Origin of the sequence: Streptomyces sp. IBSNAI002, assembly GCF_052244475.1 — a bacterium.
GTDB lineage: Bacteria > Actinomycetota > Actinomycetes > Streptomycetales > Streptomycetaceae > Streptomyces.
Genome location: NZ_JBQPXG010000002.1, coordinates 179,534 through 197,648 on the forward strand (window position 1 = coordinate 179,534; position 18,115 = coordinate 197,648).

Annotated in this window: 16 protein-coding genes; 12 read left to right on the forward strand and 4 right to left on the reverse strand. The window is 71.6% G+C overall.

The window, feature by feature from the left end; translation table 11 throughout:
* Positions 1-165 precede the first annotated feature (165 nt).
* On the forward strand, positions 166-498 hold the full coding sequence (locus tag ACTVZO_RS01100; RefSeq protein ID WP_443296472.1) for a hypothetical protein: 333 nt from the start codon (positions 166-168) through the stop codon (positions 496-498).
* Positions 499-784: 286 nt separating this feature from the next.
* Here ACTVZO_RS01100 and ACTVZO_RS01105 read toward each other — a convergent pair whose 3' ends face one another.
* Positions 785-1,009, reverse strand: a complete 225-nt coding sequence (locus tag ACTVZO_RS01105; protein ID WP_443296474.1) for a phosphotransferase-like protein — start codon at positions 1,007-1,009, stop codon at positions 785-787.
* Between the two features lie 219 nt (positions 1,010-1,228).
* Here ACTVZO_RS01105 and ACTVZO_RS01110 point away from each other — a divergent pair, with 219 nt between their 5' ends.
* The 10 genes from ACTVZO_RS01110 (at position 1,229) to ACTVZO_RS01155 (ending at position 10,377) form a co-directional block, all read left to right on the forward strand.
* The gene (locus ACTVZO_RS01110) at positions 1,229-2,125 is read left to right on the forward strand and encodes an endonuclease/exonuclease/phosphatase family protein (RefSeq protein WP_443303013.1); all 897 of its coding nucleotides are present in this window, start codon (positions 1,229-1,231) and stop codon (positions 2,123-2,125) included.
* A gap of 69 nt (positions 2,126-2,194) precedes the next feature.
* On the forward strand, positions 2,195-2,968 hold the full coding sequence (gene cseB / locus ACTVZO_RS01115; protein WP_443296475.1) for a two-component system response regulator CseB: 774 nt from the start codon (positions 2,195-2,197) through the stop codon (positions 2,966-2,968).
* Between the two features lie 18 nt (positions 2,969-2,986).
* The gene (locus ACTVZO_RS01120) at positions 2,987-4,276 is read left to right on the forward strand and encodes a sensor histidine kinase (RefSeq protein WP_443296476.1); all 1,290 of its coding nucleotides are present in this window, start codon (positions 2,987-2,989) and stop codon (positions 4,274-4,276) included.
* Between the two features lie 120 nt (positions 4,277-4,396).
* Entirely contained in the window at positions 4,397-5,410 is a 1,014-nt protein-coding gene (locus ACTVZO_RS01125; protein ID WP_443296477.1) for a D-alanyl-D-alanine carboxypeptidase family protein, read from the forward strand.
* 121 nt (positions 5,411-5,531) lie between these two features.
* The gene (locus ACTVZO_RS01130) at positions 5,532-6,116 is read left to right on the forward strand and encodes a hypothetical protein (RefSeq protein WP_443296478.1); all 585 of its coding nucleotides are present in this window, start codon (positions 5,532-5,534) and stop codon (positions 6,114-6,116) included.
* Positions 6,089-7,213 (forward strand): DUF6183 family protein, encoded by a 1,125-nt coding sequence (locus ACTVZO_RS01135; protein WP_443296479.1) that lies wholly within the window; start codon positions 6,089-6,091, stop codon positions 7,211-7,213. The genes ACTVZO_RS01130 and ACTVZO_RS01135 overlap by 28 nt, the downstream gene beginning before the upstream one ends.
* A gap of 167 nt (positions 7,214-7,380) precedes the next feature.
* Positions 7,381-8,646, forward strand: a complete 1,266-nt coding sequence (locus ACTVZO_RS01140; protein WP_443296480.1) for an MFS transporter — start codon at positions 7,381-7,383, stop codon at positions 8,644-8,646.
* Positions 8,647-8,774: 128 nt separating this feature from the next.
* Positions 8,775-9,392, forward strand: coding sequence for a riboflavin synthase (locus tag ACTVZO_RS01145; protein WP_443296481.1), 618 nt, complete (start codon positions 8,775-8,777; stop codon positions 9,390-9,392).
* The gene (locus tag ACTVZO_RS01150; RefSeq protein WP_443296482.1) at positions 9,389-9,685 is read left to right on the forward strand and encodes a nicotinamide mononucleotide transporter; all 297 of its coding nucleotides are present in this window, start codon (positions 9,389-9,391) and stop codon (positions 9,683-9,685) included. The genes ACTVZO_RS01145 and ACTVZO_RS01150 overlap by 4 nt, the downstream gene beginning before the upstream one ends.
* A gap of 170 nt (positions 9,686-9,855) precedes the next feature.
* Positions 9,856-10,377 carry a uracil-DNA glycosylase gene (locus ACTVZO_RS01155; RefSeq protein ID WP_443296483.1) on the forward strand — a complete coding sequence of 174 codons (522 nt, stop codon included), beginning with the start codon at positions 9,856-9,858 and terminating at the stop codon, positions 10,375-10,377.
* 20 nt (positions 10,378-10,397) lie between these two features.
* On the opposite strand, the gene ACTVZO_RS01160 is transcribed toward ACTVZO_RS01155, so the two are convergent.
* Positions 10,398-12,575: a hypothetical protein gene (locus ACTVZO_RS01160; RefSeq protein ID WP_443296485.1), complete on the reverse strand. Its 2,178-nt coding sequence runs from the start codon at positions 12,573-12,575 to the stop codon at positions 10,398-10,400.
* 201 nt (positions 12,576-12,776) lie between these two features.
* Here ACTVZO_RS01160 and ACTVZO_RS01165 point away from each other — a divergent pair, with 201 nt between their 5' ends.
* On the forward strand, positions 12,777-13,949 hold the full coding sequence (locus tag ACTVZO_RS01165) for a hypothetical protein (RefSeq protein WP_443296486.1): 1,173 nt from the start codon (positions 12,777-12,779) through the stop codon (positions 13,947-13,949).
* Positions 13,950-14,516: 567 nt separating this feature from the next.
* On the opposite strand, the gene ACTVZO_RS01170 is transcribed toward ACTVZO_RS01165, so the two are convergent.
* Both ACTVZO_RS01170 and ACTVZO_RS01175 read right to left on the reverse strand, forming a co-directional pair.
* Positions 14,517-15,890, reverse strand: a complete 1,374-nt coding sequence (locus ACTVZO_RS01170) for a cryptochrome/photolyase family protein (RefSeq protein WP_443296487.1) — start codon at positions 15,888-15,890, stop codon at positions 14,517-14,519.
* 65 nt (positions 15,891-15,955) lie between these two features.
* Positions 15,956-18,085, reverse strand: a complete 2,130-nt coding sequence (locus ACTVZO_RS01175) for an MMPL family transporter (RefSeq protein WP_443296488.1) — start codon at positions 18,083-18,085, stop codon at positions 15,956-15,958.
* Positions 18,086-18,115 lie beyond the last annotated feature (30 nt).

Below are 18,115 nucleotides of genomic sequence, written 5' to 3' on the forward strand. Positions count from 1 at the left end.
CGGGGGACGGAGGCCCCTGCTCAGTACGCGCGGGGCATGGCCGCGGCCATGTGGGGGGTGCAGAATCCATCCCTCTTCGGCCGTCCGGATGAGAGGCCGCCCGCTCCCGGCGATTTCTGGGGACTGGTACAGGCACATGTCCCAGCACCGCACCCGGAGGCATAGGTGAGAGGTATCGCGATCAGCACGGCAGTTGTGGCCGCACTCGTGGTCGGGGCGGGGGTCGGCTTGGCACAGGGCGGCGCCGACGCCGCGGCAAAAGCCCCCTTCACCCGGTACGTCGAAGAACGCAACGTCAGCCCCGGAGAGCTCCTGCGGATCCAGGTGCAGTGTCCGGCCCCCACGGTGCCGACCGGTGGTGGATTCAACACGGCCACCGATGGCGGAGTCATCGTGCAGTCATCCTTCCCCACCCTCAGCGGCTGGCAGGTCACGGTCAGGAACAGCACCAATGTGTACAAGGCGGCGCAGGCGCACGTCATCTGCTCCTTGCCCTGACCGACCCTGCCGGACAACCCCGAGCGCGAGTCCGCACCACGGCGCTGCGCGCGGGACGGGGGGGGTGGCACGAGACGCATCGGTCCGGTGACCGGCGCTCGCCGAACGCACGGTGGTTGCCGGGGCGTTGCAGGAACGCGACGGCTGCGCTCCGAACCTCGTTCCGCGCCCTGTTCGACGCCGACGCCACAGCGCACCCGAAGCCGGACCACGGCGGCGCAGGATGTGCTGCCCGTTCCGGGCGGCGGCCCACGGCGGTGGGCAGGGCTCCGCACCGATCCGGGGGTCAGCTGACGTGGCCGGCGACGGTCCGCGCGCACACCAGGGACTCGGTGTGCGCCGTGTCCACCTCGAGGTCAGAGACCACCCCCTCGTGAACCACATCCGCCTGTGCCACGGCCATCCCCGGGGTGCGGTCCCCCGTGCGCCTTCCCGGCACGCGGCCACCGCGCTCTCGCCCCTGACACCGACCCACAAGACGGGCAGGCCCCGCACACGGCACGAAACGCATGTCGAATGACCTCCGCCGATACACACCTGAAGCACAACCGTGAGGACCCCGAAGCGCCGCCCTTGCCCGGTCGAAGCGCGCCTCGCGGAGTCTTCCCACGTGAGTACTTCAAAGGTGTCCGAAGCCCCGTACGACCCGCTCTTCGCCCCCGGCCCGGCCCGCCCGGAGCGCACCCCCACCCGCACCCCCACCCGCACCCCCGCCCGCACCCTTGGCCGGGTGCTCGTGGCCGCCTCCCTGGGCTGCGCCCTGCTGATGGCCCTCCACGCCCACCTCCCGAACGGGCCCGGCAACCTCGGCAGCCTCTTCCAGACCTTCCTGCCCTGGACCGGTCTGAGCGTTCCCCTGCTCCTCGCCGCCGCACTGATCCGGCGCTCCCGGCCGGCCGTGGCCGCAGCCCTGGTACCCGCGATCGTCTGGGGCTTCCTCTTCACCGGCACGCTCATCGACAAGCGCGCCTCCGGCGGGGAGCTCACGGTGCTCAGCCACAACGTGGACGAGGGAAACCCCGACCCCACCGGCACCGCCCGCGCGCTAGCCGCGTCCGGGGCGCACGTCGTGGCCCTGGAGGAGCTGTCCGCCGCCTCCACCCCCGTGTACGAGCGCGAGCTGGCCTCCCGGTACCCGTACCACTCGGTCCACCTCGGTGTCGGGCTGTGGAGCACCTACCCGCTCAGCGGGGTGGAGCCGGTGGAGATCATGCCGTGGACGCGCGCCGTGCGGGCCGCCGTCGACACCCCCCGCGGCCCCATCGCCGTCTACGCCGTCCATCTCGCCTCGGTACGCGTCACCCCCGACGCCGGATTCACCACGGGGCGCCGCGACGACTCGGCCCGGAAGCTGGGCGAGGCCCTGAAGGCGGAGCCGCTCCCCCGTGTCCTGGTGGTCGGCGACTTCAACGGCACGGACGAGGACTCGGCGCTCCGGCCGGCGACCGAGGGCCTGCGCTCGGCCCAGCAGGAGTCCGGCGCGGGCTTCGGCCTCACCTGGCCGGCCGCGTTCCCGATGGTCCGCATCGACCAGATCCTGATGAAGGGGATGACCCCGGTCTCCTCGGAGACCCTGCCGGCCACCGGCAGCGACCATCTGCCCGTCACCGCCTCCCTCCGCCTGTGAGGAGAGGACTGCGTACAGCCGTTCTGTACGGTAGAGCCCGTAACCCACCCGGATATGCAAGAAGGCGGCATGTCGGCCATCCCCGTCCCCGAACTCGTCAGTGTCCTGCTCGTCGAGGACGACGCCACCATCCGCCGCGCCGTACAGCTCTCACTGGAGCGCTACGGCTACCGGGTCACGCCGGCCGCGGACGGACTCGCCGGGCTGGAGGCCTTCCGCAGCGGCCGCCACGACCTGCTGATCCTCGACGTGATGCTGCCCGAGCTCGACGGGATCGGGCTGTGCCGCCGGATCCGTGAGGAGAGCCTGGTTCCGGTGCTGATGATGTCCGCGCGCGGGGACGCCCTCGACGTGGTCGCCGGGCTGGAGGCGGGCGCCGACGACTACGTCGTCAAGCCCGTCGACACCTCGGTCATGGTCGCGCGGATCCGCACCCTGCTGCGCCGCGCCACGTTCACGCCGTCCGGGACCCCCGCCGACCCTCACCCGGCCTCCCACCCCGCCCCGGCTCCCGCCCCGGACGCGGGCACGGGCCCGGGCGCGTCCCGAGCTCCCGGACTCCTCGTCTTCGGCGACCTGACCGTCGACACGCTCGGCCTGGAGGTGCGCCGCGGCGGCCGGCCCGTCCCGCTGACCCCCACCGAGCTGCGACTGCTGCTGGAGTTCGCCGCGGCACCCGGCGCCGTCCTGGACCGCCGCCGGCTGCTGCACGAGGTGTGGGACTACGGCTGGGAGGGTGACACCCGGGTGGTGGACCTGTGCGTGCTGCGGCTGCGCAAGAAGATCGGCGCCGACCGGATCGAGACCGTCCGGGGCTTCGGCTACAAGCTCGTCCGCAGCTAGGACCAACCGGACAGGACCATGGCATTCCCCAATCCCCGCGCCCTGCGCTGGAAGATCGCCGCGCTGACCGCCGCCGCGTGCTGCGCCGTGGCAGCGGTGGTCGGCGTACTCGTCCACCGGTCGATGGCGGACCGCAGCGAGCGGACCGGCGTCGAGCGGGTCAGCGCCCAGCTGGCCATCGCGGAAAGCGAGTACGCACGCACCGGCAAGACACCGCTCGACGTCCAGGTGCTGCGGCCTGACCAGCTCGATCCGCCGCTCGCGCGGGCACTGGCCGACATGCCACAGGGCAATCCGCACGCGACCTGGTACGACCGCAAGCCGCCGAACTCGTACTGGCTCTGGGCAGTCATGCCCGTGGACGGCGGCCGGGTGTTCGTCGCCCGGACCGACATGAGCTTCGAGGTGCGCGCCCTGCAACTCCTCGACCGCAGCATCGTCCAGGCCGTGCTCGCCGCGCTCGTGGTCGTCGTTCCGCTCGCCGCGCTGGCCACCGAGCCCATGAACCGCCGCCTGCGCCGGGGCTCGCGCACCGCCCGGGCCATCGCCGAGGGGGACCTCGACGCGCGGATCGGACCGGCGGGACGGGCCCGCGACGAGATCTCCGAGATGTCGGCGGCCATGGACGAGATGGCGGGCGCCCTGCAGCGCAAGCTGGAGGGCGAGCGGCGGTTCACCGCGGACGTCGCGCACGAGCTGCGGACGCCGCTGATGGGCCTCACCACCGCCGCGGGGCTCCTGCCTGAAGACGACGAAGCCGCCGACCTCGTACGCGACCGGGCGCGGGCGTTGGGCGAGCTGGTGGAAGACCTGCTGGAGGTGTCCCGGCTCGACGCCGGCGCCGAACACGCCCGCACCGACCTGGTCCCGCTGGGCGAGCTCGTCGCCGACGTCGTCCGGCGGACCGGCACGGCAGCCCGCGTCGAGGTGGCGGGCGAGCCGAGGAGGGTGGAGACCGACCCGCGCCGGGTGGAGCGGATCGTGGTCAACCTCGTCGGCAACGCGTTCCGGCACGGCGCGGCCCCCGTGGAGGTCACCGTCACCGGCAAGCGGATCGTCGTACGGGACCACGGACCGGGCTATCCCGCCGCGATCCTCGCCGAGGGACCGCAGCGCTTCCGCACCGGGTCCGCGGAACGCGGCGGGGGCCACGGACTGGGGCTGACCATCGCCCTCGGCCAGGCGGGGGTGCTCGGAGCACGGCTCACCCTGGCCAACGCGGCGGACGGGGGCGCGGTCGCCACCCTCGACCTGCCCCCGGACGCGGGCTCGCCCGCCGCCTTCGGTCCGCCCGCGGGCGCGAGCTGAAACGGAACCGCAACACGATCACGCGGCCGCGGAAACCCGGTCGCACCGATCCGGAAGACCCGCTCCACCAGGGTGTTTCGGGTGTGGATCACCGCACCCGTCTCCCGGAGGTTCTTCCCCATGCCCGTCGACCACCGATCAGCCCTCAGCGGACTCCGGTCCCGTTTCCGCCGGTCCGTCGCCGTGCCGGTGTCCTGCGCGGTCGCCCTCACCCTCGCCACGGGCGGCTGGTACGCGTGGGGCAGCGGTGACGGCCGAGAAGCGACCCGCGCGGCGGCCGGCTCCCTCGCCGGGATCACGGAACTTCCCTGGCCGGCGGAGGGCCAGGCGGCAGCCGAGGTCGAGGGCGTCGGCAGCCTCGGGTCCAAGGGCGGTCAGACGCCGGTGCCGATCGCCAGCCTCACGAAGGTGATGACCGCCTACGTCGTCCTCACCGCCCGTCCGCTGCGGCCCGACGCCCCGGGCGCCACGGTGGTCGCCGACCAGCGCGCCGCCGACGAGTCCTTCTCCACGACGGAGTCCACCGCCCCCGTGGTGGCCGGGCGCGAGTACACCCAGCGCCAGCTGCTGGAGCTCATGCTGGTCCCCTCCGGCAACAACGTGGCCCGTCTGTTGGCGCGTTGGGACGCGGGCGACGAGCAGCAGTTCGTCCGGAAGATGAACCAGGCCGCCCGGCAGCTGGGGATGGGCCGCACCACCTACACCGGGGTCGCCGGCATGGAGGCCAGCACCCGCAGCACTGCGGCCGATCAGCTGAAACTGGCCCGTGCCGTCATGCGGGACGCCGCCTTCCGGCAGATCGTGGCCCTGCCCGCCATCACCGCCCCCGACAGCGGCTCACGCATCCTCAACACCAACACCCTGCTCGGCCAGGACGGGGTCATAGGCCTGAAGACCGGCTCCTCGACCCCGGCGGGCGGCAACCTGATGTGGGCCGCCACCCAGCAAGTCGCGGGCGCCGACCGGCTCATCCTGGGCGTGGTGCTCCACCAGCACGCCGACACCAACCCGACCGCCGCCAAGGCTGCCGCCCTCGAAGCCAGCCGCGTCCTGATCACGGCGATCCGCACCGACCTGCCCCGCATCCTGGCCGCACCACCCTTCGGGCGGGACGGCGACCCGAAGGAATCGTGAACGCCGTACGGAAGGCCTCAGCGAGGTGGCCGAGGCCGCCGCCCTTGTTGGCCGGGTCGTTGGGCGCGTAGAGGTTGGTCCACTCCACTCCCGCCGGGACGGACAGCGGGACACCGGGGGTGTGCACGCCCTTCCTGACGGCCAGCCAGCTCAACGGGGACCCGCACGTGATCAGGGACAGCACCCCCGGCCCGCCGTCCGCGGCGGCCGGAACCTCGCCCCGGCCGACAGCCCCTACCACGGTGCGCCCGATGCGGCGGCGGAAGCGGCAGCCGTCATCGCGGAGGCGGTCGCGCCGTCCTTCCTCGACGCCCGCATCGCCGCCGACCAGCTGCGCCGGGCCCAGACCCGCCAGGACCTGACCGAGTACGGGTGGCAGGAGCGGCTCGCCGACGGCACCAGCGGGCTGCTGCGCGAGGACGTCCAGGCCGTCTCCCGCAGCTCCGGGGTCCCGGCCGCACTGCTCGTCGCCGCCCTGCGGGCGACGGCCTTCGCACCGGGCGCGGGCCTGCCCTGGGCGGAGGTCTGGCCCGCCGTCACCGCCGCGCCGGCCGGGTCCGGCGATGGGTCCGGGCCCGGCCCGGATGCCGCCGACCGCGCCATCCGTGAGCCGCGACGAGCGGGGCTGAGCCGGGAACCGGGGCGGACCCGGGTTGTCGGACGCGTAGGCTCGAAGCCGTGGCTGATCAGATGCAGGAGCTCGTGACGGAGCTGCCGGGCTTGAAGGACGTATCCGGTGTGTACGCGGTTGCCGACGGCTGGGTCGCGCGAGGGGACGCGGCCCTCGCTGCGGATCTGGGGATCGCGCTGACCAGGACGTACGGCTCCACGCCACAGATGTGGCAGTACAGAAGTGTCTTCGAGCACCTGCTTCGGCTGCTGGCCACCACCGGTGGTCCCGAGAACGTCGCGCAGGCGCTGCGGCTGGTCTCCTCGGTCGAGGCCGCCGACGAGAAGCTGGATCGCCACACGGCCTCGGTGCTGGCTTCCAGCCACGAGGTGACGGGCCTGGCCGCCGCGTTCACCGGCCGCGCTTCGGAGGAACTGCGGGCCTGCCTGCTCCACGAGCTGGTCCTCAGGGGTGTGGCCGTCGAGGAGGTGCCGGGCATCTCGCGTTGGGCGACATCGCCGCATTGGAGTCACCACCCGCTGCGCCGGCTGCCCCTCACGCTGTCCGACGTGGAGGCCGGTGCGGATCTGCCGCGCTACAGCGTCCACGGCAGCAGTTACTCGACGCCCTACACGTCACCGGAAGGCCGCGAGCCGACGGCGATCACCCGTGTCCCCGCCCTCTCCGCGCGGGAGACCACCACGCCGGCCGCCGCCACGGCGATGGCGGAGGCGGTGGCGAACTGGGCCGAGGAGTCCAACGGGCGTATCGAGGCACGGGTATTCGAGCTCCCCGAGCCCTTGGACGCCGGTTCGGTGCCGAACGCGCTCTTGGCGCTGGGTCTGGAGTGCCTGCGCGGGGTGGGGAAGAAGACCGCGCTGTCGGCTGCTGTCTGCCCGCCGGGCCAGGCGTGGCGCGTGCTCTTCGCGGCGGCCTCACTGGGCGGGGCGTACAACTCCGGTTCCTACGGCGCCTACGGCCGGCTGGCGGCCTGGCGGTCCCTTGCCGCGCTGGCCGGAAGCCCGGAGGGCGCCCCTGCGGCGGAGGTCGAGGCACGGGTGCGGGACTGCGTCTGGCTCGGCTTCGACGCCGGCACGAAGTGGTTCGAGCACGTCTCGTGGGACATCGGCCTGTCCGCGCTGGCACCGGGCGGCCGGAGCCTGGCCGTGCTGGCCGCGACGGATACCGACTGACGGGCCGGCGGCTCCCGACGGGAGCCAGGAGCGGGCCTGGGAGAAATACAGGTGACCGGCGAGGACAGTTCTCCCTACGATCGGGCACTGGCGAACTGCCCTCCTGCCTCTGAACGGCTCCTGAACGGCTCCTGATCGGCTCCTGCATGAAATCCCTGATCCCTGGCGTGCTGCGTGATGAACCGCAGTTCGCCCGCCTGTTCATGGGGCAGTCCCTGTCCGTGCTGGGCGACCGTGTGTCGTTCGTGGCCGTGCCGTTCGCCGTTCTCTCGGTGGGCGGGTCCGCCTCCGACGTCGGCCTGGTGGCCGCCGCAGGCCTGGTGCCCATGCTGCTCTTCAGCCTGGTCGGCGGAGTGTGGGCGGACCGCTTCCGGCGGCACCGCATCATGCTGGTCTCCGATGTCGTGCGGTTCGCCGTGCAGGGGCTCATCGCCGTACTGCTGCTGACGGGTGTCGCCGAGGTTCCGCACCTGGCCCTGCTGATGGTCCTGTTCGGCACGGCGGATGCGTTCTTCATGCCCGCTGCCACCGGACTGGTGCCCCTGGTGGTCGGTCCGGACCGACTGCGGGAGGCCAATGCCCTGCGCGGGTTCGTCCAGTCGTCCGGGCTGGTGCTCGGTCCGGCGCTGGCCGGTGGACTGGTCGCGCTGGCCGGCCCCGGCGGCGCCCTGGCCCTGGACGCCCTGACCTTCGCGGTCAGCGCCGCGTTCCTGGCCCGGCTCAGGCCCCGCGAGCAGGCACCCGAGGCAGTGCGGGGCGCTGCCGCGGGGACCTTCCTCGCGGAACTGCGCGCCGGCTGGGTTCACGTCCGCAGCCGGACGTGGGTGTTGTCCGGCCTGGCCGGCATGGCGGTCTACCACGTCGTCGTGCTGCCGTCGGTCTTCGTGCTGGGACCCGTCCTCGCCGAACGTGAGTGGGGCGGTGCGGCAGGCTGGTCGGTGGTGGTGGCGGCTTTCGGTATCGGGGCCGTCGTCGGCGATGTGTGCGCCTACCGGCTCAAGACCGCCCGGCCCATGGCCCTGGCCGCTGCGGCGCTCGCGGTGGCCTCCTGTCAGGCGATCATCATCGGATCCGGCGGTTCGCTTGCCTTGATCGCGGTCCTCGAAGCCGTCACCGGCGTTGCGGTGTCTCTCTTCTTCGTCCTGTGGGAGACGGCGTTGCAGACTCACGTGCCCGAGCACGCCCTGTCCCGTGTGAGCTCCTACGACCACCTCCTGTCGACCGGACTGATGCCGGTCGGCCTGGTGCTCGCCGGACCGGTGTCCGGATCCCTCGGCGTGCGGCCCACTCTGTACGCGATGACGGTCATCGCGGTCCCCGCCGCTCTCGCGCTTCTCTGCGTCCCCGCCGTACGACGCCTCCCGGCGCATGCCCCGGACCCTGCGAGCGGCAGCGGCAGCGTCCGAGCCGCCTCGGAGCCGAGCCTGTCGTGAGCGCGAGGCGGTCCGGCCCCTCCCCCGGCCGGGGTTCAGCCATCACGGACACAAGGGGACAGAACAGCTATTCCGATCAAGAACGTAGTATGTGCGGATATTGATCTTGCTGATCTGAGGAGTGCTGGATGTTCACCGGAATCGTCGAAGAACTGGGAGAGGTCATCGGGGTGGAGGAGTTCGCGGACGCGTCGCGCTTCCGCTTGCGCGGTCCCGTCGTCTCCGAGGGCGCCGGGCACGGTGATTCCATCGCCGTCAACGGAGTCTGCCTGACCGTCGTGGAGACCACGGACGGCGGGTTCACCGCCGATGTGATGCGCGAGACCCTGCTCCGCTCCGACCTCGGCGCCCTGGCCAAAGGCTCCCGCGTCAACCTTGAGCGCCCCATGGCCCTCGGTGGCCGGCTGGGCGGGCATCTCGTGCAGGGCCACGTGGACGGCACCGGCGAGATCCTTGCCCGGACCCCCTCCGAGCACTGGGAGGTCGTGAAGATCGCGCTGCCTGCCGACCTGGCCCGGTACGTGGTCGAGAAGGGCTCCATCACGGTCGACGGGGTCAGCCTCACCGTGGTCGACGCCGCTGCCGACCACTTCACGGTCAGTCTGATCCCGACCACCCTCGCGCTCACCACGCTCGGCATCAAGAAGCCCGGCGACCGGGTCAGTCTGGAGGTCGACGTCCTCGCGAAGTACACGGAGCGTCTCCTCGGCGCACGCGCCCACGGGTCCGACTCGGTGGCCTCGTGAACTGGCTCAACAACGAAGCGCTAACCGTCTTCGGGCAGGCGGTCATCTGGTCCGACCTGCTCGGCAACACGATCGGGCTGGTCGGCCTGGTACTGGTCATCGGCATGGCCCTGTGGGGCTGGCGTCAGTGGCGGCTCGGCCGGCAGCGAACCGGCACCGGTGTCACCGTACGGTTCGCGACCCGGCCCGAACGCGCGAGGCTGACCGGCGCGGCGGCGCTGGGAACCATCGCCCTGGGCGGCGTCCTCACCCTGTATCCATCGACGCTCGCGCGCCGTCTTCGCCTAGATTGAGCCGTTCCCAGGGATGCTCTGGTGGCGGTCGGGGTGTTGGAGGAAGCATGGCGCGACGGATGCGTGAAGCGGGGTTCCGATCGGAGCAGGAGCAGGGGCGATACGACCCCCATGTCCGTCCGGTCAACGAGATGGTCGACGGCTTGCGTGAGCAGGACGGGCGTGGCTGGATGCCGTACGTCGCACCCTGGCACGGGGGAACCGAGGCCCGGGTCCTGTCCGTTCTGCGGGACCCGGGGCCCAAGACCCAGGAAGGTACCGGCTCGGGATTCCTGTGCGTGGAGAACGACGACCCGACGGCGGAGCTCCAGGCCCAGATCTTCGAGCGGGCCGGGGTACTGCCGCGGGACGTCACTCCCTGGAACGCCTATCCCTGGTACATCAACCGCTCGCCCAACGCGGCTGAACTCCAGGCTGGTGCCGGGGTCCTGAGGCAACTGCTGGACTTGATGCCGAAGGCAGCGGTCGTACTCCTCCAGGGCAACGAAGCCCAGGACGTGTGGCGCCGCCTGCTGCGAACGTACCCCGGCGCCGTCCATGACAGGACCTTGGAGGTGATCAGCACCTACCACCCCGGCCGGCAGGCTCTCTTCGTACGAGACCCGGAGGAACGCGCCCGTCGTGCGCAGCACCGTGTCGACTCCTACCGGAGGGTCGGTGACGCCCTCCGCGGCACGGGCGCGCAGCCGTAGGGCCCACCCGCTACGGCGGCTCACTCAAGGAGGCGGCCGAATTCCTCGGCCCACTCGTCGAGTTGCCTGCGCACCGCGCCCACGTTGGTGGAGGCGGCCTTCAGGAGGGTGCTGGCGCACGGGCCCGTCGCGCTCTGCCCGGGGTACGGGCCCGCCGCGTCCACGGGGTCGGGCGGATGCGCGATGGCGGACGCCAGCGTGGTGACGAAGACGGTGGCCACCTCATGTGCCGCTCCCTTCATGTGCTGGCAGGCCTTCTCCGCGGCCGGGCCGAGCAGTTCCCCCGACGGGACCCACCTGGTCGCCGCGTACCACACCGCGAACTCGTAGAGCTTGTCCGCGAGCCTGTCGATCACGTCGGTCTTGTTGGTGATCCCCGTCGGGGAGACCGTGGCGCCGAGCGCCTGCGCGAACCGCCGGGCACGGGTGGCCCACTCGGTGCTGCCCGCGAGCGGAAGATAGCCTGCGAGCGCGTCGGCGATCCCCTTGCCCGGCACGTACTGCGGCGGGCCGCCGGGGGTGGCGCCGCAGCCGACCGGGTATCCGGCGATGTCGCCCTCGAGGTTGTCCATCACCCCGTAGTCCGAGGTCCTGTTGTGGAAGATGACCTCCACACCGGTCGGGCGCAGGATCCGGCGCTTGGCGAGGTTCGCGGCGCCGCCGCCGAGGTCACCCAGCCAAGTCACGATCTCCAGGCCGGTTCCGCCCTGGCCGGGGAAGTTCCTGGTCCGCAGTATCCGGTTCGAGCGGACCTCCAGGCCGATCAGCATGTGCCCGACGTCGATTCCGCGCCCGTGATCTTCGAAGCCGGGGCGTACGGGGACGGTGACCCGGCAGTAGCCGGCTTTGAGGAACTGGTTGAACTGCGGATCCGGGTCCTCGTAGGTCAGGCGTTCGTCCCACTTGTCCTTGCGTCCCCAGACGTACGGGTACGCGGCCCAGGTCAGGTGCTCCCACTCGAAGGCCTGCTCGAAGAAGCGTACGTACGCGCCCTCGGCGGCGGCCTCGGCGATGTCGACCTGCGGGATCGCCCGGCCGTCGGCTCCGTACACGGTGTCGACGGCACCGAACATGTCGAAGTGCTGGTCGGTGAGGATGCTGACGCAGTTCTTCCGCAGCTCGTCGGCGACGAGGAGCTGGTTCGCCTCCGGGTTGCGGCCGTGGATCACCACTCCTGCCTGGAGCTGGAGGGCGGCGATCTGCGCTTCGTACTCCGAGAGGCGTGCCAGGCAGGCGGTGGTGAGCTTGGCGTGGGTTTCCAGGCGCCACTTGGCCATGGCCCGATCGGTGCGCTGGCATTTCACCTCGACGGTGACTCCGACGTGGGAGACCCGCCAGGTCTGGACGGTGATCGGAACGGAGTCGCGCTCTTCGGCCATCGGGGTGGTCCACATCCAGTTGCCGTCGTCGGAGAAGCGGTGCGGCCTGCTCCCCACGATCACGTCGACGCAGCAGTCCTGCTGCCAGGTGTTCATCACCGTGCCGCAGGTCGCCTGCACGGGCATGTAGCCGTCGTCGATGGTGATCTGCCCCGAGTGGGTGTAGTCGGTCTTGCTGTCGCCTCCGCCGGCCTGGTAGTCGAAGGGCTTGGTCCGGTAGATCTCCGGCGGCGGGGCGACATCGGTGGCGTGCTCCTGGCGCCGGATGTGCTCGCGCTGCTTGGACTCACCGCGCAGGACGTTCTCGATGTGGGCGATGTCGGCGCCCGCGTAGCCGATCAGCTGCTGACGGACCAGGATCAGGTCCGCGACGCCGGACGGGGCGACCGTGCCGCGGGTACGCGGGACCCGGGTGTCCTCCAGGGGGATGGCCTCCGGTGGCAGCGTCTCGCCGACGACCAGTGCCGTCCACGGGGACGGCAACGGGGTGGAGACGGTGACGAGGGTGTCGCCGATGCGTTTGACGCTGCGCCTGGTGGGCCGGCCCACCAGCGTTTCCAGCTCCTTCCCGATCGCGCCCTGCTCGTCGCCCAGGAGGTTGACGATCCGGTCCAGGGGCTGGGCCGTGAGGACGACACCGCGCTCCGACAGCACCGTCCTCGTCGCGGCGCTGAGCTTGTCCACGGCGGTGTCCCGCAGCCGGAAGCCGGTGTCACCGAGCCGGAGGGGCGTGAAGGACGGGGTGCCGGACAGCAGGTCGGGCCTGGCTCCGAACACCGTTCCCGCGAGCTTCGCGGCGCCCTCCACCGGCGGGACCACGGCTTCTCCGGACCGGTGTGCCGTGTGCGCCGCGGGAGGCGTTCGGTGCGCCTCTCCGCTCGCGGCTCCAGGGTGAAGACGTGTGCATCATGACAGGTCAGGGCCGTTTTTCGTAGGACGGAACGCACAGTTCGCGAGGCTTGTCCGGTCCGTTCCCCACGTCTCAGAATCTCCCTCGTGCGTCATCCGGAGACAGGGGGAATGGTGACGATCGATCACGATGCGGTGCTTCGGGCCCGCGTGCTGCTGCTGGGGTCCGGCCGGCCGAGTCTGGCCGAACTGGTCGGCGCGTACCGGGTGCTGGCCGAGGTGAGTCCGAAGGCGTACGCGCCGAAGCTCGTCGACGCCCTGCTCGCACTGCGCTACGAGAGCCGGGATCCGAAGGTGCACGTCTCGCTGGCCGCCGAGGCTTCCCGGGCCGCTCGCAGGTTGGAGGCCGGGGCGCCGAACCGGGCGGAGCGGTTGCGCCGGGCCCTGGACGCCCACCAGGATTCCTTGTTCGCCCTCGGGCGCAGGGCGGAAGGACGCGCGGTCTGTCAGGAACTGGCCGAGGCCGGTCTGCGCGAGCCCCTGGCGAGCGCGCTGGCCGAGGAGGGCCGCTTCAGGGAGGCAGCGGAGCTCGACGAAGAGAGCGCCCGGAACGGGATTCCGGAGCACGCCTTCTGGAGCATGGTGCGGTGGGCGGCGAACCTGGAGGGCGCCGGGCTGCACGACGCCGCGGCGGACGTCTTCAGCGAGCTCCTTGAGACGACCCGGCGAGAGGCAGCCGATGAGCACAAGGCTCTGGCGATACTCACCTGGGAGTTGGTTCACTTCTCCCGGATGCGCGAGGCCGTAGGAGACGAATCGCGTGCCGCGGCCGCCCGCCGCGAGGCCTTGGGCGTCTTGGAGGTACTCGCGAGCACCGGCGAGCCCAAGAACTGGAGTTGCATCCTCGGGTGGTGGCGGACGCTCTTCGTCCTGTCGGGGCGGTCCGCCGAACCCGCCGCGAGCCCCGACTCCCCCATGCCGCCGTTCGGCACGGAGTTCGGATGGTCGCGTCACGTGCGCGACGGCTTTCTCGGCATGCTGGCGGGCCTCGAAGCGGAGGCCGAGCGACTGCGCGAGGCGGAGCGGCTGCCCGAGCTGGTCGACGTCCAACGCAGAATCGGCGTCCGCACGGCCGTCCGTTACGGGGACCGCCCCTACCTGTTCGAGGAGCGGTTCGCGCCGTACTTCGACGAGGGCGTGACGCTGGCCCGCCGCCTGCCCGGCGACCCGGTGCGCCTGGCCCGCGCCCTCACCGACCGGTCGATGTTCCTCGTCGCGGCACGATCCTTCGAACCCGCACATGCCGACTTCGCCGAAGCGGTCGCCCTCCTCCACGGTCACTGACCGCGCCGGCCGGTCGCCGCGTCCCCGAAGGGAAGGCCACCAAGAACCGGCTGCACCTCGATGTGTGGTCGGCACCGGTCTCGCCGCGGCAAGCCCAGATCGAACGTCCGCTTGATCACCGATCGGGTGGGTGGCCACGAATTCGAAAGGGCGTGGTGGGACAAAGGACCCTCCTGCACCAGGCTTAAGTCATCGCTTCGCCTACACGCGAACGGGAGTGTCGTGAAATTCGGTTTCCGAGGCTGGAGTGCAGCAGGGGCTGCGTTTGCCCTGGCCTCAGTAGATGCATCGTCGGCTTTGGCGGTTGGTGCCGGGACGAGGCCGGTGACCCCGGCTTCCACCCTACCCGTATCAAGGCCCCGGGGAATACTGGGCTTCTCTGAGTGCCACCGATGGCAGTGCTACAGCTTCAGGCAACGTCGACCTCGGTCCCAAGGTTCGGATTGTGGTGACGGCCGACTGACACCTCCTTCCGGAGGGTGATGCCTCCGACAGAGGCCGAACGTCCGCGGGGTGGCGGCCGGTACCAGGCGTGTGAACCCGAGAACCGGCCTTCGGCCCGTGCTGTCATTCCGATTCGCGGGCGTGGCGGAATCTGGTCAGGCCGTCGGTGAGGGTGACGAGCGGGTCCGGGTAGTCGTACGCGGCCCGGTCCAGTCCGGTGAGCCGCCACGGCTCGTGGACGGCGGGGCCTTCCAGCCCGGCGAGCTCCGGAAGCCACCGGCGCACGTAGTGGCCGTCGGGGTCGTACCGGCGCGCCTGACGGAGCGGGTTGAGGACCCGGTTGGGCCGGGTGTCGGTGCCCGTGCCGGCCACCCACTGCCAGTTGAGCTGGTTGTTCACGACGTCTCCGTCGACCAGCAGGCTCAGGAAGTGGCGGGCGCCCTCGCGCCAGTCGATGTACAGGGTCTTGGCCAGGAAGGACGCGGTGATCAGGCGGCCGCGGTTGTGCATCCAGCCCTCGTGGGCCAGCTGGCGCATGGCCGCGTCGACGATCGGGTATCCGGTTCGGCCCTCCCGCCACGCCCGCAGCTCCGCCTCGGCCTCCTTGCCCCGTCGCCAGCGGTCGCCCCGGGACCGGTAGTCCTGGACCGAGGTCTCGGGCCTCGCCGCCAGTACCTGATGGTGGAAGTCCCGCCAGCACAGCTGCCGGACGAACGCGTCCGCGCCCGCGCCGCCGCGGGCCCGTGCGCGGTGCACCACCTCGGCAGGCGACACGGCGCCGAAATGGAGGTACGGGGAGAGCCTCGACGTGGCATCTCCGGCGAGGTCGTCGTGTCCCTCCTCGTACGCGTCGGCATGGCGCGAGAGCCACGAGCCGAGCAGCTTGCGCCCCTCGCTCTCCCCGCCCGCCGGCAAACCGTCCGACACGTCGGAGACCGCCGACCGCTTGGGGATCTCCTCCGACCGCACCGCGTGCGGAACCGGCACCGTGCGCGGGGCCGCGAGCGGCTTGCGCGGCGGCTGGTCGGCCCAGCGCCTGAAGTAGGGCGTGAAGACGGCGAAATGGTCGGATCCCTGAGGCAGCACGTCGCCGGGCGGCACCACGGTGCCGACGCCGTCATGCACGGAGAGGTGGCAGCCGTCCGCCTCCAGTGCCTCGCCGAGCCGTGCCTCCCGGGAGACCGCGAAGGCCGTGTGTCCGGCGGCCATGTGCACCTCGTCGGCTTGGGTCTGCCGCACCACGGCGCACACCTCGGCCACGGTGTCGCCCGTACGCACCACGAGCCTGCCTCCCCTCTCCCGCAGCGCCTCGTCGAGGTCGGCGAGGCAGTCGGCGAGGAACGCCAGCCTGTTCGGCGCGGCGAATCCGGCGCGGTCGACCGACGGGTCGCGGACGAACAGGGGGACGACCTCGTCAGCGCCCTCCAGCGCTGCCCTGAGCGGAGGATGGTCGTGCACCCGAAGGTCGGATGTGAACAGGACCACGGAGATGGTCATGGGGCGACTCCCGTATGTCGACCGCCGCGCGTGCTCTCGAGATCACCCGGCGGACTTCTGCGCGTCTACTGTGATCTCTTCCGCCGTTCCGCGCCTGACGGATGCGGCGGGTCGGAGGCGGCGCGTCGGGCGAGGCTGCCGGGCCACCAGGCGCGTGGACCGATGTCGATGACCAGCGCGGGAACGAGCAGGGAACGGACGACCAGGGTGTCGAGGAGGACCCCGAAGGCGACGATGAAGGCGATCTGGACGAGGAAGGCCAGCGGGATGACCGTGAGCGCCGCGAACGTCGCCGCGAGGACCACACCGGCCGAGGTGATCACTCCCCCGGTCGTGGTCAGCCCGCGCAGGACTCCCTGCCGCGTGCCGTGGATGAGGGACTCCTCGCGCACGCGTGACATCAGGAAGATGTTGTAGTCCACGCCGAGCGCGACCAGGAAGACGAACCCGTACAAGGGCACGGAGGCATCGGTGCCGCTGAAGCCGAGCAGGTGCTCGAACACGAGGGCCGCCACGCCCAGCGTGGCGAAGAAGTTGAGCGCCACGGTGGCCACCAGAAGCAGGGGCACGAGCAGCGAGCGGAGCAGCAGCACGAGGATGAGCAGGATGATGCCGAGGACGACGGGGACGATGACGGTCCGGTCGCGCTCCGAGGTCCGCTGCGTGTCGTACTGCTGGGCCGTGTAGCCGCCTACCAGGGCGTCCGCTCCTGGAACGGCGTGGACCCGGTCGCGCAGCCGCTGCACGGTCTCCTTCGCGGCGTCGCTGTCGGCGGCGTCCGTGAGCGTCGCGTCGATGCGGACGCGGCCGTCGACGACGAGCGGCGAGCCGGCGCCCGGACGGCCGGAAGCGGTGACGGGCGCCGCGGACGCGACACCCTCGGTCTGCGCCGTCGCCCGCGTGATCTCCTCAGCGTGATCGGCGTCGGTGATGACGACGGTGGGGTTCCCCGATCCGCCCGGGAAATGCCGGCCGAGGGTCTTCTGCGCGCTGACGGACGGAGCGTCGTTCACGAAGATCTCGTCGAGCGGTACTCCCTTGGAGGACAGGCCCGGCGCGAAGGCGGCGAGCGCGAGGAGCACGAGCGCGGTGGAGACCCAGACCCGCCGTGGTGCGCGGTCGATGAGCGCGGCGACGCGACGCCACACCCGGTGGCCTTCCGTCGTCGCGTCCGAGGGTCTGGGGGTGGCCGGCCAGTAGGCGGCGCGGCCCAGCAGCACGAGGGCGGCCGGAAGGAACGTCAGCGTGCTCAGCACCGCGCAGACGATCCCGATCGCACCCACCGGGCCGAGTGCCCTGTTGTTCGTGAGATCGCTGGCCAGCAGGGCGATCAGCCCGAGGGCCACGGTGGCCGCACTGGCGACGATGGCTCCTGCGGACCTGCGTACGGCCGCAACGGCCGCTGCCGCGCGGTCGCCCCGTACGGCGAGTTCCTCGCGGTAGCGGGCTGCGAGCAGCAGGGCGTAGTCGGTCGCGGCACCGATGACGAGGATCGACAGGATGCCCTGGACCTGCCCGTCGACCCGCACGATGTCGCGGTCGGCCAGCGCGTAGACCACCGCGCAGGCCAGGCCCAGCGCGAAGACGGCGCTGATGATGATCACCAGGGGCAGCAGGACGCTCCGGTAGACCAGCAGCAGGATAAGCAGGACGGCCGCCAGTGCCACGCCCACGAGGAGTCCGTCGATCCCGGCGAAGGCGTCCGACAGATCGGCCTGGGCGGCGGCCGGGCCGGCGATCTCGACCTGCGCGTCGGGGACCGTACGAGCGGCCGCGCGTACCTCGTCGAGGACGACCGGCAGCTCCTCCCCCAGGCCGGGGGCCAGGGGTACGACGGCCTGGAGTGCCTGGCCGTCCTGTGAGGCCATCGCCGGCGAGGGGGCACCCTCGATCCCGGTACGTCCTGCCAGAGCGGCCACGGCCCGGGTCGCGGCCTCGCGCTGGGCGTCCGTCACCCGGCCGCCCTTGCCGGTCCACACGACGATCGCGGGCACCGATTCCGATCGTTCGAACGGCCTGCGGGCTTCGATGACCCGGGTCGACTCGGCGCTGCGCGGCAGGAACGCGGCCTGGTCGTTCGTGGCGACCTCGCCGAGCTTCCCCGCGTACGGGCCGAGCGTGGCTCCGATGCCCAGCCAGACCACCAGCAGCGCGAGCGGAACCAGCCAGCGTGCCCAGCGCGATGTGCTTCTCATGTCTGCCTTTCAGGGCGCCATTCGATTGGT

Coding starts and splice junctions, on each gene's coding strand:
- ACTVZO_RS01155 (WP_443296483.1), top strand. CDS start 9,856: ATGCCGTACGTCGCACCCTGGCACGGGGGAACCGAGGCCCGGGTCCTG.
- ACTVZO_RS01125 (WP_443296477.1), top strand. CDS start 4,397: ATGCCCGTCGACCACCGATCAGCCCTCAGCGGACTCCGGTCCCGTTTC.
- cseB (WP_443296475.1), top strand. CDS start 2,195: ATGTCGGCCATCCCCGTCCCCGAACTCGTCAGTGTCCTGCTCGTCGAG.
- ACTVZO_RS01105 (WP_443296474.1), bottom strand. CDS start 1,009: ATGCGTTTCGTGCCGTGTGCGGGGCCTGCCCGTCTTGTGGGTCGGTGT.
- ACTVZO_RS01165 (WP_443296486.1), top strand. CDS start 12,777: ATGGTGACGATCGATCACGATGCGGTGCTTCGGGCCCGCGTGCTGCTG.
- ACTVZO_RS01145 (WP_443296481.1), top strand. CDS start 8,775: ATGTTCACCGGAATCGTCGAAGAACTGGGAGAGGTCATCGGGGTGGAG.
- ACTVZO_RS01170 (WP_443296487.1), bottom strand. CDS start 15,890: ATGACCATCTCCGTGGTCCTGTTCACATCCGACCTTCGGGTGCACGAC.
- ACTVZO_RS01120 (WP_443296476.1), top strand. CDS start 2,987: ATGGCATTCCCCAATCCCCGCGCCCTGCGCTGGAAGATCGCCGCGCTG.
- ACTVZO_RS01175 (WP_443296488.1), bottom strand. CDS start 18,085: ATGAGAAGCACATCGCGCTGGGCACGCTGGCTGGTTCCGCTCGCGCTG.